The organism is Enterobacter sp. BNK-18, from assembly GCF_047456135.1.
Lineage (GTDB): Bacteria > Pseudomonadota > Gammaproteobacteria > Enterobacterales > Enterobacteriaceae > Enterobacter > Enterobacter ludwigii.
Genome location: NZ_CP179899.1, coordinates 4,494,640 through 4,509,282 on the forward strand (window position 1 = coordinate 4,494,640; position 14,643 = coordinate 4,509,282).

14 protein-coding genes are annotated in these 14,643 nt (G+C 55.9%); 9 read left to right on the top strand and 5 right to left on the bottom strand.

From position 1 onward, the window contains the following. Positions 1-11: 11 nt before the first annotated feature. From fkpB to ACMGG3_RS21625, 4 genes are all read left to right on the top strand, one after another. Complete coding sequence (gene fkpB, locus ACMGG3_RS21610) at positions 12-461, top strand: FKBP-type peptidyl-prolyl cis-trans isomerase (RefSeq protein ID WP_020882546.1); 450 nt, start codon at positions 12-14, stop codon at positions 459-461. Position 462: 1 nt separating this feature from the next. Then, positions 463-1,413 (top strand): 4-hydroxy-3-methylbut-2-enyl diphosphate reductase, encoded by a 951-nt coding sequence (gene ispH, locus ACMGG3_RS21615; RefSeq protein ID WP_020882547.1) that lies wholly within the window; start codon positions 463-465, stop codon positions 1,411-1,413. Positions 1,414-1,571: 158 nt separating this feature from the next. Beyond that, positions 1,572-2,126 (top strand): glucose-6-phosphate isomerase family protein, encoded by a 555-nt coding sequence (locus tag ACMGG3_RS21620; RefSeq protein WP_020882548.1) that lies wholly within the window; start codon positions 1,572-1,574, stop codon positions 2,124-2,126. After that, the gene (locus tag ACMGG3_RS21625) at positions 2,119-2,889 is read left to right on the top strand and encodes a glucose-6-phosphate isomerase family protein (protein ID WP_020882549.1); all 771 of its coding nucleotides are present in this window, start codon (positions 2,119-2,121) and stop codon (positions 2,887-2,889) included. The genes ACMGG3_RS21620 and ACMGG3_RS21625 overlap by 8 nt, the downstream gene beginning before the upstream one ends. A gap of 26 nt (positions 2,890-2,915) precedes the next feature. Here ACMGG3_RS21625 and ACMGG3_RS21630 read toward each other — a convergent pair whose 3' ends face one another. From ACMGG3_RS21630 to ACMGG3_RS21650, 5 genes are read right to left on the bottom strand one after another with little or no spacing between them, the layout of a single operon-like run. Next, positions 2,916-3,734: a PTS system mannose/fructose/sorbose family transporter subunit IID gene (locus tag ACMGG3_RS21630; RefSeq protein WP_014168581.1), complete on the bottom strand. Its 819-nt coding sequence runs from the start codon at positions 3,732-3,734 to the stop codon at positions 2,916-2,918. Continuing rightward, a complete protein-coding gene (locus ACMGG3_RS21635; protein WP_025205460.1) occupies positions 3,734-4,531 on the bottom strand; it encodes a PTS mannose/fructose/sorbose/N-acetylgalactosamine transporter subunit IIC in 798 nt (265 codons plus the stop codon). Before ACMGG3_RS21635 ends, ACMGG3_RS21630 begins: the two co-directional genes overlap by 1 nt. 10 nt (positions 4,532-4,541) lie before the next feature. Beyond that, a complete protein-coding gene (locus tag ACMGG3_RS21640; protein ID WP_414149453.1) occupies positions 4,542-5,036 on the bottom strand; it encodes a PTS system mannose/fructose/N-acetylgalactosamine-transporter subunit IIB in 495 nt (164 codons plus the stop codon). A 9-nt stretch (positions 5,037-5,045) separates the two neighbouring features. Continuing rightward, the gene (locus ACMGG3_RS21645; RefSeq protein WP_025205457.1) at positions 5,046-5,474 is read right to left on the bottom strand and encodes a PTS sugar transporter subunit IIA; all 429 of its coding nucleotides are present in this window, start codon (positions 5,472-5,474) and stop codon (positions 5,046-5,048) included. 2 nt (positions 5,475-5,476) lie between these two features. Then, complete coding sequence (locus tag ACMGG3_RS21650; protein WP_414149454.1) at positions 5,477-7,219, bottom strand: class I mannose-6-phosphate isomerase; 1,743 nt, start codon at positions 7,217-7,219, stop codon at positions 5,477-5,479. Between the two features lie 188 nt (positions 7,220-7,407). On the opposite strand from ACMGG3_RS21650, the gene ACMGG3_RS21655 reads away from it, so the two are divergent. The 5 genes from ACMGG3_RS21655 to ACMGG3_RS21675 all read left to right on the top strand — a co-directional run bounded on the left by ACMGG3_RS21655 (position 7,408) and on the right by ACMGG3_RS21675 (position 14,588). Further along, positions 7,408-8,415 (top strand): LacI family DNA-binding transcriptional regulator, encoded by a 1,008-nt coding sequence (locus ACMGG3_RS21655; RefSeq protein WP_073397157.1) that lies wholly within the window; start codon positions 7,408-7,410, stop codon positions 8,413-8,415. Positions 8,416-8,548: 133 nt separating this feature from the next. Further along, positions 8,549-9,370, top strand: a complete 822-nt coding sequence (gene dapB / locus ACMGG3_RS21660; protein ID WP_047955034.1) for a 4-hydroxy-tetrahydrodipicolinate reductase — start codon at positions 8,549-8,551, stop codon at positions 9,368-9,370. Between the two features lie 454 nt (positions 9,371-9,824). Further along, a complete protein-coding gene (gene carA / locus ACMGG3_RS21665) occupies positions 9,825-10,973 on the top strand; it encodes a glutamine-hydrolyzing carbamoyl-phosphate synthase small subunit (RefSeq protein WP_414149455.1) in 1,149 nt (382 codons plus the stop codon). Positions 10,974-10,991: 18 nt separating this feature from the next. After that, complete coding sequence (carB, locus tag ACMGG3_RS21670; protein ID WP_014168589.1) at positions 10,992-14,216, top strand: carbamoyl-phosphate synthase large subunit; 3,225 nt, start codon at positions 10,992-10,994, stop codon at positions 14,214-14,216. A gap of 138 nt (positions 14,217-14,354) precedes the next feature. After that, positions 14,355-14,588 carry a YgdI/YgdR family lipoprotein gene (locus ACMGG3_RS21675; RefSeq protein ID WP_010427047.1) on the top strand — a complete coding sequence of 78 codons (234 nt, stop codon included), beginning with the start codon at positions 14,355-14,357 and terminating at the stop codon, positions 14,586-14,588. Positions 14,589-14,643 lie beyond the last annotated feature (55 nt).

Genomic DNA, 14,643 nt, shown 5'->3' on the forward strand with positions numbered 1-14,643 from the left:
GAGCAATTTGCATGTCTAAATCCGTACAGAGCAACAGCGCGGTTCTCGTTCATTTCACGCTGAAACTGGATGATGGCTCCACGGCTGAATCCACCCGCAATAACGGCAAACCCGCCCTGTTTCGTCTCGGCGACACCTCCCTGTCTGAAGGTCTTGAGCAACAGCTGCTTGGCCTGAAAGAAGGCGAGAAAAAGGCATTTTCGCTGGAGCCGGATGCCGCGTTTGGCGTGCCAAGCCCGGACCTTGTTCAGTACTTCTCGCGCCGCGAGTTTATGGATGCAGGTGAGCCGGAAATCGGGGCGATCATGCTCTTTACCGCTATGGATGGCAGCGAAATGCCTGGCGTGATCCGCGAAATCAATGGTGACTCCATCACCGTTGACTTCAACCATCCGCTTGCCGGGCGCACCGTCCATTTTGATATTGAAGTGCTGGAGATCGATCCGGTACTGGAGGCCTGAAATGCAGATCCTGTTGGCTAACCCGCGCGGCTTTTGCGCCGGTGTAGACCGCGCTATCAGCATTGTTGAAAACGCGCTCGAGATTTACGGCGCGCCGATTTATGTGCGTCACGAAGTGGTGCATAACCGTTATGTCGTCGACAGCCTGCGCGAGCGTGGCGCGATCTTCATTGAGCAGATCAGCGAAGTGCCTGACGGCGCGATCCTGATTTTCTCCGCGCACGGGGTTTCTCAGGCTGTGCGTAACGAAGCGAAAAGCCGCGATCTGACCGTGTTCGACGCCACCTGCCCATTAGTGACCAAAGTGCATATGGAAGTGGCGCGCGCCAGCCGTCGTGGTGAAGAGTCGATCCTGATTGGCCATGCCGGCCACCCGGAAGTCGAAGGTACCATGGGCCAGTACAGCAACCCGGAAGGGGGGATGTACCTGGTGGAGTCGCCGGAAGATGTGTTTACGTTGAACGTCAAAAATGAAACGCGTCTCTCGTTTATGACCCAGACGACGCTCTCCGTTGACGATACGTCGGACGTGATTGACGCCCTGCGCCAGCGCTTCCCGAAAATCGTCGGCCCGCGTAAGGACGACATTTGCTACGCCACCACCAATCGCCAGGAAGCGGTGCGTGCTCTGGCTGAACAGGCGGACGTGGTGCTGGTTGTCGGTTCGAAAAACTCTTCTAACTCCAACCGTCTGGCTGAACTTGCGCAGCGAATGGGGAAAGCGGCCTATCTGATTGATGATTCCAGCGATATCCAGGAAGCATGGGTGAAAAACGTGGCCTGTGTCGGGGTAACCGCCGGCGCCTCGGCTCCGGATATCCTGGTGCAGAACGTGATTTCCCGTCTGCAGGAACTGGGCGGCGGCGAAGCGGTCCCGCTGGAAGGACGCGAAGAGAATATTGTTTTCGAGGTCCCGAAAGAGCTGCGTATCGACGCACGCGAAGTCGAGTAAGTTTCCTCGCGCATGACCCGAATGCCGGCCACGTCAGTGGCCGGCATTTTTATTGCTGATTAACTGTGATTCACCTGACACATTGCGCCTTTGATGCGCAGGTTAATCGTTTAAATTGTTATGCTGGGCGGGTTGTTCTCCTCGGGCCGGAGAAGACGATGACTTCAGATATTATCCTGCCGCCTCTGGTGGCCTGGGCCAGTGGTACACTTGCCCGCGGCGCACTTATTCTTAAATCCACACGCCTTGCCGATCTCAATGGTTTGTTTGCCGATCGAGACGCCTGGGCACAATGCGATCCGCATCAGACGGTGTATGACGTCGAAATGCTGGAATCGCCTGCACAGGAAGGGGCCTTGTTTGTCGGCGTAACCCATTTACATGCAGGTAAAATTGGCCGGGAATTCTTTATGACCCGTGGCCATTTTCATCAACGTCGTGAACAGGGCGAAGTCTATTTTGGACTGCGGGGAAGTGGCCTGCTTTTACTCCAGACGACATCCGGCGAAACCCGTCTGGAGTGCGTGATGCCGGGATCCGTCCATATTATTGCGCCTTTTACCGCCCACCGTTTAATCAATACCGGTGAGACCACGCTCTCTTCACTCGCGGTCTGGCCCGCCGTAGCCGGACACGACTATGCCGCGTTACCCGATGGTTTTGCCGTGCGGGTATTGACCACTGACGGTGGCTGGGAGGTTCAGAATGGATAACTTTGGGCTGGACATGACCATCACCCGGCACCCGCTGGGGTTCAGCTACGGTGAGGACGTCACTGGCCCGATGCCAGAGATCCGTAAGCTTGATGAGATCCGCGCGTCGTTACGGGATCCTGACTGCTCAGGCCCGGAAGACGTTTATGCTATTGCGATGGATGTCGCCCGTCTGGCAGACCGGCAGGAGCTGAAAAAACGCATGCTGCTGTTTGGGGTCGTGACCTACGCGACGGGAACGCTGGGTGAAGAGCCGATCCGCAGCCAGGGGCATGTTCACCGAAAAAGCCGTCACAGCGGCTGGTCTCCGCCCGAGCTGTATGAAATCTGGCAGGGGCGCGCCATTATCTATATGCAGGAGTATGTTGCGGACGATCCCGGGCGCTGTTTCGCCGTACTGGCCGGGCCGGGCGAAAAGGTGCTGGTTCCGCCTGGCTGGGGGCATGCCACTATCTCTGCCTCGCCGGATGAACCACTGACCTTCGGTGCGTGGTGCGACAGGGAATATGGTTTTGAATATGATGCCGTGCGGGCGCGTAAAGGACTGGCCTGGTATCCGCTGCTGCAGGGGAGCCATATCATCTGGCAGCACAACACGCATTATCTGCCGGGGCGGCTACAGATGATCACACCGCGTCGCTACAGCGAATTCGGCCTGACGGATGAGCCTGTCTATACGCAATTTATTGCCGATCCTGCTCGCTTTCAGTTTATCTCTCGCCCGGATAAAGTGGCTGAACTGTGGCATAACTTCCACCCATAAAAAACCGGGGCATTGCCCCGGCTGTCTTATCCGGCAAACAGACCTGACGCGACGCCCAGCGCCGCCAGCGCAAGCAGCACAATCATGGCCCTGACCGGGGAGACGCCACGTCTCGCCATCAGATACCAGGTGCCCAGAACCACCAGAAGCGGTAATAGCTGCGGGAAGATACCGTCAAGCATCTGCTGAACATGGATGTTAACCCCGTCACGGGTGATAAATTCCAGCCCGGTGCCCAACTTAACGTAGCTTGCCGCCACGCCGCCCATCACAAATACACCCAGCAGAGACAAAGCTTCGCGCAGTCGCGTTGACTTGCTGCTCACCAGCATCTCGACCGACCCTGAGCCCATCTGATAGCCTTTCAGAAACAGAAACCAGGATCCCGGGATAATGATGGCCAGCCAGGCGACGGTGTAGAACAACGGGCCAAGAACATTTCCTCCGGCGGCAAGCGCCATACCGATGCTCAGCAAAATGGGGATCAGCATGCCGGGGATCATTGAGTCACCAATCCCCGCGATTGGCCCCATCAGCCCCACCTTCAGGGTATTGATCGTTTCGCCATCAATGGGCTCGCCGTTGGCTTTTTTCTCTTCCAGCCCAAGCGCCATACCGTTTACGATGGCACCGATCTGCGGCTCCGTGTTGTAAAACGAGGCGTGGCGGCGCAGCATCTCGGTGCGCTGGGCGGCATCCGGGTAGAGTTTTTTGGCGACCGGTAACATGCTCAGACAGAAGCCGAACGATTCCAGACGCTCGAAGCTCATCGAAGAGAGGTTATGCATCATCCACGCTCGCCAGCAGCGGCGCAGATCTTTTCGGGTCAGTTTACGGTCTTCCATCAGAATTCATCCTCATCGTCGGCGGGCCTACCCGGCGTGACAGCCTGCGGCGCTTCCGGCTTGTAGTTGTAATGAATTAACGCCAGCAGGGCGCCCACAATCACCAGCGCCACCATGTTGAGCTTCAGGAACACAATGCATATGAAGCCCACCAGGAAGTAGATCAGCATGCTGTAGCTTTTGATGATCTGCTTAAGCAGGATGGCGATCCCAACGGCCGGTAAGATGCCCCCCAGCACGTTCATGGTCGAAAGCACGATGCCGGGCAGACTGTCCATAAACCCGCTGATGTACTGCGCGCCAAAATAGACGGCGATAAACGTCGGCACAAAGCGCAGAACAAAGTTCATCACCTGCGGCCAGACCGCGCTGTTAAGATAAATTCCGCGCTCATCACCGAGCTCAAGCGCCACGTCGGCGCGGTGGTTCCAGAACGAGTTCAATACCATCATGGCGTTAAACAGTATCGTTCCGGCAATGCCAATGGTCGCCGCCAGCGCCACGGCCACCTCTGGCCCTTTGCCCGACAGAATCCCCAGCGCGATAGCGGGATAAGCGACAAAATTGAGGTCGGCAGGCATTGAACCACCGGGGGTGACCATCGCGATATAAACGGCCTGCACCGCCACACCAATCATGATCCCGGTTTTAACGTCGCCCAGAATCAGGCCCACCAGCATCCCCGAAACCAGCGGGCGGGAGATGAGATACCAGCCACCCGTCAGGCCAAACAGCCAGGGACTACTGAGTGCACCGAGATAGCAAAGCAGACCGATGAGAGAAGCTTCGAAAATCATCATGCGCTCCTTATTTCAGTTTTTGCCGGGCGTCCTGCCAGCTGTAAAAACTGGCATCGGGCACCAGACGAAACTCGATGGCATGCCCCTGTTCAGTCAGCCAGTCAAAGGCTGCTGCCTCCTCTGGCGTTACGGACTGATTAGGGCCAATGGTGATGGTGTTGGCGCGGGCACTTATTGGCCCGACGTTAATTTTGCCATTGCCGTTCTTCAGGCTTATGCCTGCCTGTTCAAGGCGTTGCAGGGTGACAGGCGATTTGCCAATCACGAAGTAGCGCTTATCGCTGGCAATCACTTTCGGCAGCTTTTCGATGGCGGTCAGGGTATCGAACAGCCACACTCTGGTATCTGACACCGCGCCTTTCATTACCGACGAGAGCAGCGGATCGGCCGCGACGGCATCGTCAATTGCCACGATGCCATCACAGGGCAGCTCTTTGGCCCAGCGTGTGACGAGCTGCCCGTGGATCACCCGGTCGTCAATACGTACAAACGAAATGCTCATATAAGCTCCTTAGAAATCGTCGTTCTGGGCGGATTCCACCCGTTTTGCCTGAACCAGGGTGGGCTGCGTTAATTCGATGAGCTGCGCGGCGGCGGCATGGACATCCCGGGCCATCAGGATGTCGTCGGTGAGCAAGAGCATGGGGAAGTTAACTCCTGCCACCACGGCGACCGGCGGATGCGTCTGGGGATTAAACGCGTATTCACAGGCCACATTCCACGGTGTTCCGCTCTGCATATCGCACAGGACGACGATGCCGTCTGCGCCCGCACCTGCGCGGTGGTATGCCGCAGCGAAATCACGGCGAAACCCCGCTATGCCAGCCTGTGCATTCAGACATACCGCCTGTCGATGAGGGAGATCGCCATACACCATTTTTCCGCTTTCCAGCAGGGCGGTGGCCAGCGGGCCGTGTGTCGCCACAATAATGTGAATCATGGTTAACCTCTTACCCAGGCTTTAATGGTGGCAATGGATTTACCGCAGCTCGGTCCTGACGGAGAAATACGGTATTCGCCTGCGTCAGCGGGGACGATAAACGTTTCTGCGTAGTGCACGACGAACGGGGCGAATGCGCCGCCGGGGCTGTCTACCGTCGCCTCTTCACCTTCAACAAGATTAAGGACATTCACGCCTCCGTGGGGGGAGTGCGTTACCGGTTCATTGAACCAGTGGCGACGCGTTTCGATGAATTCACGTTCGTGAAGCCCGGTCCGCTCTTCGCGCCAGCCGGTGCCTTCGCCGAGGGGTTCACACTGATTCACAAGATGCTGTTCGACCCACTGCGTATCGCGTTGCCAGTCGATCACCTTTTCGCCATGCGCCAGATGAACCGGGCGGGGTTGTCCATCCATTCCCAGCCGTCCCCAGTCCCAGAGCTTGAAGGTAAAAATGTAAGGCGTGGCGCTGATCTCAAGTACCACGGTTCCTGCTCCAGAACAGTGAACCGTACCGGCGGGGATCAAAAAATGATCGTGCTTGTTCGCCGCAAGATGATTGACGAAGCGGGCGTCGTCGAACGGCTTTTCACCGCGGCTGGCCCGTCTGAGGTCGTCCATCATCGCTTCGGGCCGGGTACCCGTTCGGGTCCCCAGATACACCTGAGCCCCTGGCTCTGCCTCAAGGATGTAATAGCTCTCATCCTGGGTGTAATGCATACCAAAATGCTGCTGTATGTACTCCGTGGTCGGATGCACCTGAAAACTCAGGTTCTGCCCGCCGAGGGTATCAAGCAGGTCAAAGCGGATGGGAAATTCCGCGCCAAAACGGGCATGCACTTTTTCACCCAGCAGCGCCCGGGGGTGCAGCAGCACCAAATCCTGAGAGGGGATCTCGATCCGCACCGCGCCGTAACGAAGCAACAGGCTGTTTTCCTCGGGCACGCAGTCAAAACACCATGCGTAGTTAGGCGCAGAGGGATCGAGATCGAATTTCTGTTTCATCCATTGTCCGCCCCAGACGCCGGGGTCGAAAAAGGGCACTACACGAAAAGGACGTTGAGTGGTGTGTTGCAACCCGGCGCGCAGTGCATCGCCGCCGACCATCGCCGGATCATCCGCCTGGGTGGTATCCAGGAGATAATCAGTACGCCGTAGCAGCGGGGTTTTGTGACGATCGAATACGCGCCACTCAATGAAAAAGGCGCGTTTGTAGCGACGCAGAATATCCTCGTGTTGGTTCGCTGCGCCCCAGTTAGCCAGTTCACCGCTGCGCATGCGCTGCTGGATCTCCCAGCGCGGTAAATCGGCGTAGACCAGAATATCGCCTGCATTAACCAGCGCGGCACCCGGCCCGTAAATAACGATTATCCCTTCGCGGCACAGTTCGACCTGCGCCTGCAACGCCTCGCGTTTCACCGGGTCGATGAATTCCTCGAGCTGGTGGCAGGAGAGCACGCCGAAGACGCGGTCGTCAGTGAGATGTCGGGCCAGCAACCCGCTTAAAGCATGTTCGTCGAGACGCATCTGTTCGGCATTGAGCGTCAGCGTGGCCCCCAATGCTGGCAGCAGTTTTGTCTCCAGTTCCTCCAGCCTGACGCCGGGGTAGCAGTCAATGACCAGCACGGTGCGTGTATATTGACCCGCTCTGTGGGTAAGCTCGCGCACAATCGCGTCCCAGCCCTGCCAGGCACAATCGTCATACCCCTCTACTGCGACTTCCGGGAATTTATCGTAAGTTGCCATCTTTTCTCTCCGTCTTCGTTGCTTAAGGTTATTCGATTAACCTTGTTTGGGAAGGGTGATTAACGCGATTAACCCGCCAGTTCTGGCGATAAGTGGCGAAAAGGCGGCCATTATGTGAAGAGGCTCACGCGCAAAAGTGCAAAATTTAGGTTATTCGATTAATCTGATGTGAACGACAAGGAGCGATCATGACGGGTATCACGCTGGCTGATGTGGCAAAACGCGCCGGGGTTTCAACCGCCACCGTATCAATGGTGCTGTGTAATAAAGGGCGGATCTCGCAACGGACCCGGGAGCGCGTACTTCAGGCGCTGGATGAATCGGGCTATGTTTACAATCAGACGGCAGCCAACCTGCGAAACCGCAGCAGTAATCAGGTGGGGCTCCTGTTGCATGACATCACGAACCCTTTTTATGGCGAAATGACGGCAGGTCTAAGCCATGAGATGGAACGCCACGACCTTCTGCTGTTCCTGGCAAACAGTGAAGAGTCGTCCGAGCGACAGCAAAAGTTTGTGGATTCGCTGATGCGTAACAACGTCTGTGGCATGGTGCTGTGTGCCGCGCGAGAAACCCCGCAGGCCTTTTTCGATGGTCTTAAGCGACGCAATATTCCGGCAATTATGGTCGTGCGACCGCTAAGCGATCCGGACTTTGATTTTGTGGGAACCGATAACTTCCTTGGCACGCAAATGGCGACAGAGCATCTTCTGAGGATGGGGCATCGTCAGATTGCCTTTATCGGCGGTAGCCTGAATTCGGGGTCTCGCGCTCAGCGTATCGGCGGATTTACCAGTAAATTACTGGAGTATGGTGTGACGCCGAATCCCGAATGGATCGTCACCTCACAGGCAAGCCAGAGTGATGGCGCGCGCGTGGCGGAAGCGTTGTTGATGAACCATCCGCAGATTACCGCGGCAGTATGTTACCAGGACATTGTTGCCCTTGGCGTTATGCAGTGTTTACGCAAAATGGGACGCGAGCCGGGACGTCATTTTGCCCTGGTGGGCTTTGACGATATTACCGAGGCCGGGCTGGTACAGCCTGCACTGACTACCGTCTCCGTTGCCGCGAAGGAGATAGGACGTAAGGCCGGCGAGTTGCTTTTCAGCCGGATACAGGGGAACCGGGAGCCGGCGAAACGCATTATTTTACCGCCCGCGCTGGTGGTCCGCGAATCGTGCGGTTTTCGCTGAAGATTATGCCTTTTGCTGATATTTCTTCCTGTTTATCATTAAATTCTAATTATCGTCGTTTTCAGTTGGCAGCATCTGCAAAGGCTGGTTAATCTGAAAACGGTTTACATCATTTTAACGTAAGAGAATAACTATGCATGATGCACAGATCCGTGTCGCCATTGCGGGCGCGGGTGGACGTATGGGTCGCCAGCTGATTCAGGCGGCACTACAGATGGATGGCGTGGCACTGGGCGCGGCGCTGGAGCGTGACGGCTCATCGTTGCTTGGCGCTGACGCGGGTGAGCTGGCGGGTGCGGGTAAGACAGGCGTTACCGTGCAGAGCAGCCTGGAGGCGGTAAAAGATGACTTTGATGTGTTCATCGATTTTACCCGTCCGGAAGGCACGCTCACGCATCTGGCATTTTGCCGTCAGCACGGTAAAGGAATGGTGATCGGCACCACCGGTTTTGATGATGCCGGGAAGCAGGCCATTCAGGATGCCTCACACGAGATTGCGATTGTCTTCGCCGCAAACTTTAGCGTGGGGGTGAACGTCATGCTGAAGCTGCTGGAGAAGGCAGCGAAGGTCATGGGCAGTTATACCGACATTGAGATTGTTGAAGCGCACCATCGTTATAAAGTCGACGCGCCATCCGGTACGGCGCTGGCGATGGGGGAAGCGATTGCTCATGCACTGGATAAAGATTTGAAAGACTGCGCGGTCTACACCCGTGAAGGGCACACCGGTGAACGTGTTCCCGGCACGATTGGTTTTGCTACCGTCCGCGCGGGCGATATCGTCGGCGAACATACGGCGATGTTCGCCGATATTGGGGAACGCGTCGAGATTACGCATAAGGCATCCAGCCGGATGACGTTTGCAAATGGCGCTGTACGCTCCGCCTTGTGGTTAAAAGGCAAGGGAAATGGTCTTTTTGATATGCGAGATGTGCTCGATCTCAACAATTTGTAACCGTTATTACCCATCGTGATGTGGTTATTGCAGTCGTAATGCTTTGATTGCATAGGGCAATATTTTATTGCCCTTTTATTTTATGTCTTTCATCATCATTTCATGAATTTACACACTAAAGTTCATATCTTCTTCGTGTTTTGTGTTATCTGAATGTAAATTTTGACCGTCTGGTCCACTTTTTGATGCCACGAAGCTGTCTTTCCCATTAAACTTGCCGCGCAAGCGTTTCCCGCAGTGATTTACCTGATCTTTTTGCCGCTTAAGCTCTCCTGGCTCTCTCAGGCTCGCAAAAGAATATGACAAATCTCCGTTTTAAGTTGACTTTTAGCCACCAAATCCCCAGAATGCCGCCGTTTGCCAAAAATCCGCTGGCAACACATTTGCATTGATTCATGACGCGGTTATGAATTAATATGCAAATAAAGTGAGTGAATATTCTCTGGAGGGTGTTTTGATTAAGTCAGCGCTATTGGTTCTGGAAGACGGAACCCAGTTTATCGGTCGGGCCATAGGGGCAACGGGTTCGGCGGTTGGGGAAGTCGTTTTCAATACTTCAATGACCGGTTATCAAGAAATCCTCACTGATCCTTCCTATTCTCGCCAAATCGTTACTCTTACTTATCCTCATATCGGCAATGTCGGCACCAATGCTGCTGACGAAGAATCCTCTCAGGTACATGCGCAAGGCCTGGTCATTCGCGACCTGCCGCTGATTGCCAGCAACTACCGCAATACCGAGGACCTCTCTTCCTACCTGAAGCGCCATAACATCGTGGCGATTGCTGATATCGATACCCGTAAGCTGACGCGTCTGCTGCGCGAGAAGGGTGCACAAAACGGTTGTATCATCGCAGGAGATAACCTCGATGCAGCCCTGGCGCTGGAAAAAGCGAAAGCTTTCCCGGGTCTGAACGGCATGGACCTGGCGAAAGAAGTGACCACAGCAGAAGCCTACAGCTGGACGCAGGGAAGCTGGACGCTGGCGGGAGACCTGCCGGAAGCGAAAAAAGAGAGCGACCTGCCATTCCACGTGGTGGCGTACGATTTTGGTGCCAAGCGCAACATCCTGCGTATGCTGGTCGACCGCGGCTGCCGCCTGACGGTCGTCCCGGCGAAAACCTCTGCTGAAGAGATACTGAAGATGAATCCGGACGGTATCTTCCTGTCCAACGGTCCTGGCGACCCGGCACCGTGCGATTACGCTATCGACGCCATCAAATCCTTCCTGGAAACCGATATCCCGGTATTCGGCATCTGCCTGGGTCATCAGCTGCTGGCGCTGGCGAGCGGTGCTAACACCGTGAAGATGAAGTTCGGTCACCACGGTGGGAACCACCCGGTGAAAGATATCGATAACAACACGGTAATGATTACGGCACAGAACCACGGCTTCGCAGTGGATGAGGCGTCAATGCCTGCTAACCTGCGCGTGACCCACAAGTCTCTTTTCGATGGCACCCTGCAGGGGATTCATCGTACCGATAAGCCAGCGTTCAGCTTCCAGGGCCACCCTGAAGCCAGCCCGGGCCCGCACGATGCCGCGCCGCTGTTCGATCACTTCATCGAACTTATTGAGCAATACCGTAAGACCGCTAAATAATCAGGAGCCGAGAAGACCATGCCAAAACGTACAGACATAAAAAGCATCCTGATCCTTGGCGCTGGCCCGATTGTGATCGGCCAGGCCTGCGAATTCGACTACTCCGGTGCCCAGGCGTGTAAAGCCCTGCGCGAAGAGGGTTACCGCGTTATCCTGGTGAACTCTAACCCGGCCACCATCATGACTGACCCGGAAATGGCAGATGCAACCTACATCGAGCCGATTCACTGGGAAGTGGTACGCAAAATCATCGAAAAAGAGCGTCCGGACGCGGTTCTGCCTACCATGGGCGGCCAGACGGCGCTGAACTGCGCGCTGGAGCTGGAGCGTCAGGGCGTGCTGGAAGAGTTCGGCGTGACCATGATTGGTGCGACAGCCGATGCCATTGATAAAGCTGAAGACCGTCGTCGCTTCGACGTGGCGATGAAGAAAATCGGCCTCGACACCGCGCGTTCCGGTATCGCACATACCATGGAAGAAGCGCTGGCTGTTGCGGCTGACGTTGGTTATCCGTGCATCATCCGTCCATCCTTCACCATGGGTGGCACCGGCGGCGGTATCGCCTACAACCGCGAAGAGTTCGAAGAGATTTGTGAACGCGGTCTGGATCTCTCCCCCACCAAAGAGCTGCTGATTGATGAATCGCTGATTGGCTGGAAAGAGTACGAGATGGAAGTGGTGCGTGATAAAAACGACAACTGCATCATCGTCTGCTCCATCGAAAACTTCGATGCGATGGGTATCCACACCGGCGACTCCATCACCGTAGCGCCAGCCCAGACGCTGACCGACAAAGAGTATCAAATCATGCGTAACGCCTCGATGGCGGTACTGCGTGAAATCGGCGTAGAAACGGGTGGCTCTAACGTTCAGTTTGCGGTGAACCCGAAAAACGGTCGCCTGATTGTTATCGAAATGAACCCGCGTGTTTCTCGCTCCTCCGCGCTGGCCTCGAAAGCCACCGGCTTCCCGATTGCGAAAGTGGCCGCGAAACTGGCGGTAGGATATACCCTCGATGAGCTGATGAACGACATCACCGGTGGCCGCACTCCAGCGTCCTTCGAGCCGTCCATCGACTACGTTGTGACCAAGATCCCTCGCTTTAACTTCGAGAAGTTCGCCGGCGCAAACGACCGTCTGACCACGCAGATGAAATCTGTTGGCGAAGTGATGGCGATTGGGCGTACTCAGCAGGAATCCCTGCAGAAAGCGCTGCGTGGCCTGGAAGTGGGGGCCACGGGTTTTGACCCGAAAGTGAGTCTGGAAGACCCTGAAGCGCTGACCAAAATTCGCCGCGAGCTGAAGGACGCAGGCGCAGAGCGTATCTGGTACATCGCCGATGCGTTCCGTGCGGGCCTCTCTGTTGATGGCGTGTTCAACCTGACCAACATCGACCGCTGGTTCCTGGTGCAGATTGAAGAGCTGGTACGTCTGGAAGAAAGAGTCGCGGACCTGGGTATCAATGGCCTGGACGCTGACTTCCTGCGCGTACTGAAGCGTAAAGGCTTCGCCGATGCGCGTCTGGCCAAACTGGCGGGCGTACGTGAAGCGGAAATCCGCAAGCTGCGTGACCAGTATGACCTGCACCCGGTCTACAAACGCGTGGATACCTGTGCAGCGGAGTTCGCGACCGACACCGCTTACATGTACTCCACGTATGAAGATGAGTGTGAAGCGAATCCGTCCGTCGACCGCGACAAGATTATGGTGCTGGGCGGCGGTCCTAACCGTATCGGCCAGGGCATCGAGTTTGACTACTGCTGCGTTCACGCCTCCCTGGCACTGCGCGAAGACGGTTACGAGACCATCATGGTCAACTGTAACCCGGAAACCGTGTCGACCGACTACGATACCTCCGACCGCCTCTACTTTGAGCCGGTAACGCTGGAAGATGTGCTGGAAATCGTGCGTATCGAGAAGCCTAAAGGCGTAATCGTGCAATACGGTGGCCAGACCCCGCTGAAACTGGCGCGCGCGCTGGAAGCCGCTGGTGTGCCGGTAATCGGTACCAGCCCGGATGCAATCGACCGTGCAGAAGACCGTGAACGTTTCCAGCAGGCGGTTGACCGTCTGAAGCTGAAACAGCCGGCCAATGCCACCGTCACCGCTATCGAGATGGCTGTTGAGAAGGCGAAAGAGATTGGCTACCCGCTGGTGGTACGTCCTTCGTACGTGCTGGGCGGCCGCGCGATGGAAATCGTCTACGACGAAGCTGATCTGCGTCGTTACTTCCAGACGGCAGTGAGCGTGTCCAACGATGCGCCGGTTCTGCTCGACCGCTTCCTCGACGATGCCGTTGAAGTGGATGTGGATGCCATCTGTGACGGCGAAATGGTGCTGATTGGCGGTATCATGGAGCACATCGAACAGGCAGGCGTTCACTCCGGTGACTCCGCATGTTCCCTGCCAGCGTACACCCTGAGCCAGGAAATTCAGGACGTGATGCGCCAGCAGGTGCAGAAGCTGGCCTTCGAACTGCAGGTTCGCGGTCTGATGAACGTCCAGTTCGCTGTCAAAGACAACGAAGTCTACCTGATTGAAGTGAACCCGCGTGCAGCACGTACCGTACCGTTCGTCTCTAAAGCTACCGGTGTTCCGCTGGCGAAAGTGGCGGCGCGCGTGATGGCGGGCCAGACGCTGGCACAGCAGGGCGTGACGAAAGAAATTATCCCACCGTACTACTCGGTGAAAGAAGTGGTACTGCCGTTCAACAAATTCCCGGGCGTCGACCCGCTGTTAGGGCCAGAAATGCGTTCTACCGGGGAAGTGATGGGCGTGGGCCGCACCTTCGCAGAAGCGTTTGCGAAGGCGCAGTTAGGCAGTAACTCCACCATGAAAAAATCTGGCCGTGCGCTGCTCTCTGTTCGCGAAGGCGATAAAGAGCGCGTGGTTGACCTGGCGGCTAAGCTGCTGAAACAGGGCTTCGAGCTGGATGCAACCCACGGCACGGCCATTGTGCTGGGTGAAGCGGGCATTAATCCGCGTCTGGTGAACAAGGTGCATGAAGGTCGTCCGCACATTCAGGATCGCATCAAGAATGGCGAATACACCTACATCATTAACACCACCGCAGGTCGTCAGGCGATTGAAGACTCCAAGCTGATTCGCCGCAGCGCGCTGCAGTACAAAGTGCATTACGACACTACCCTGAACGGTGGTTTCGCCACCGCGATGGCACTGAACGCTGATGCCACCGAGAAGGTGATTTCCGTTCAGGAAATGCACGCTCAGATTAACAAGTAAGCCAACATACCCGGCAGTATTCGCTGCCGGGTATTATTCCCACCTTCAGAACCTTCTGGTTTTTCAACCGCATTCAGTCAGTTAGCCTAAAATGGTTAGGTCGATAACGAAATTCAACTGAGAGCAGGGGAAAACACCATGCAAAATAAACTACTGATCGCGTCCGTTCTGGCTGCCACCGCCATGTTTACCGTTGCGGGCTGTTCATCTAATCAGGCAGTAAAAACCACGGATGGCCGTACGATAGTGACTGACGGTAAGCCGCAGGTCGATGATGACACCGGTCTGGTTTCCTATAAAAACGCCGAAACGGGTCAAACTGAACAGATCAACCGTGACCAGGTGAAATCCATGGGCGAACTGGATAACTAGTTCAGATTTCTGACGTTAGCCCGTCAATAATATTCACTATTAGCCTGTTGAATTA

Bases quoted from the DNA above. Each gene is read 5' to 3' on its own strand.
- ACMGG3_RS21675 (WP_010427047.1), top strand. From the start codon at position 14,355: ATGCAAAATAAACTACTGATCGCGTCCGTTCTGGCTGCCACCGCCATG.
- ACMGG3_RS21620 (WP_020882548.1), top strand. From the start codon at position 1,572: ATGACTTCAGATATTATCCTGCCGCCTCTGGTGGCCTGGGCCAGTGGT.
- fkpB (WP_020882546.1), top strand. From the start codon at position 12: ATGTCTAAATCCGTACAGAGCAACAGCGCGGTTCTCGTTCATTTCACG.
- dapB (WP_047955034.1), top strand. From the start codon at position 8,549: ATGCATGATGCACAGATCCGTGTCGCCATTGCGGGCGCGGGTGGACGT.
- ACMGG3_RS21640 (WP_414149453.1), bottom strand. From the start codon at position 5,036: ATGAGCATTTCGTTTGTACGTATTGACGACCGGGTGATCCACGGGCAG.
- ACMGG3_RS21645 (WP_025205457.1), bottom strand. From the start codon at position 5,474: ATGATTCACATTATTGTGGCGACACACGGCCCGCTGGCCACCGCCCTG.
- ACMGG3_RS21630 (WP_014168581.1), bottom strand. From the start codon at position 3,734: ATGGAAGACCGTAAACTGACCCGAAAAGATCTGCGCCGCTGCTGGCGA.
- ACMGG3_RS21625 (WP_020882549.1), top strand. From the start codon at position 2,119: ATGGATAACTTTGGGCTGGACATGACCATCACCCGGCACCCGCTGGGG.
- ACMGG3_RS21655 (WP_073397157.1), top strand. From the start codon at position 7,408: ATGACGGGTATCACGCTGGCTGATGTGGCAAAACGCGCCGGGGTTTCA.
- ispH (WP_020882547.1), top strand. From the start codon at position 463: ATGCAGATCCTGTTGGCTAACCCGCGCGGCTTTTGCGCCGGTGTAGAC.
- ACMGG3_RS21635 (WP_025205460.1), bottom strand. From the start codon at position 4,531: ATGATTTTCGAAGCTTCTCTCATCGGTCTGCTTTGCTATCTCGGTGCA.
- ACMGG3_RS21650 (WP_414149454.1), bottom strand. From the start codon at position 7,219: ATGGCAACTTACGATAAATTCCCGGAAGTCGCAGTAGAGGGGTATGAC.
- carB (WP_014168589.1), top strand. From the start codon at position 10,992: ATGCCAAAACGTACAGACATAAAAAGCATCCTGATCCTTGGCGCTGGC.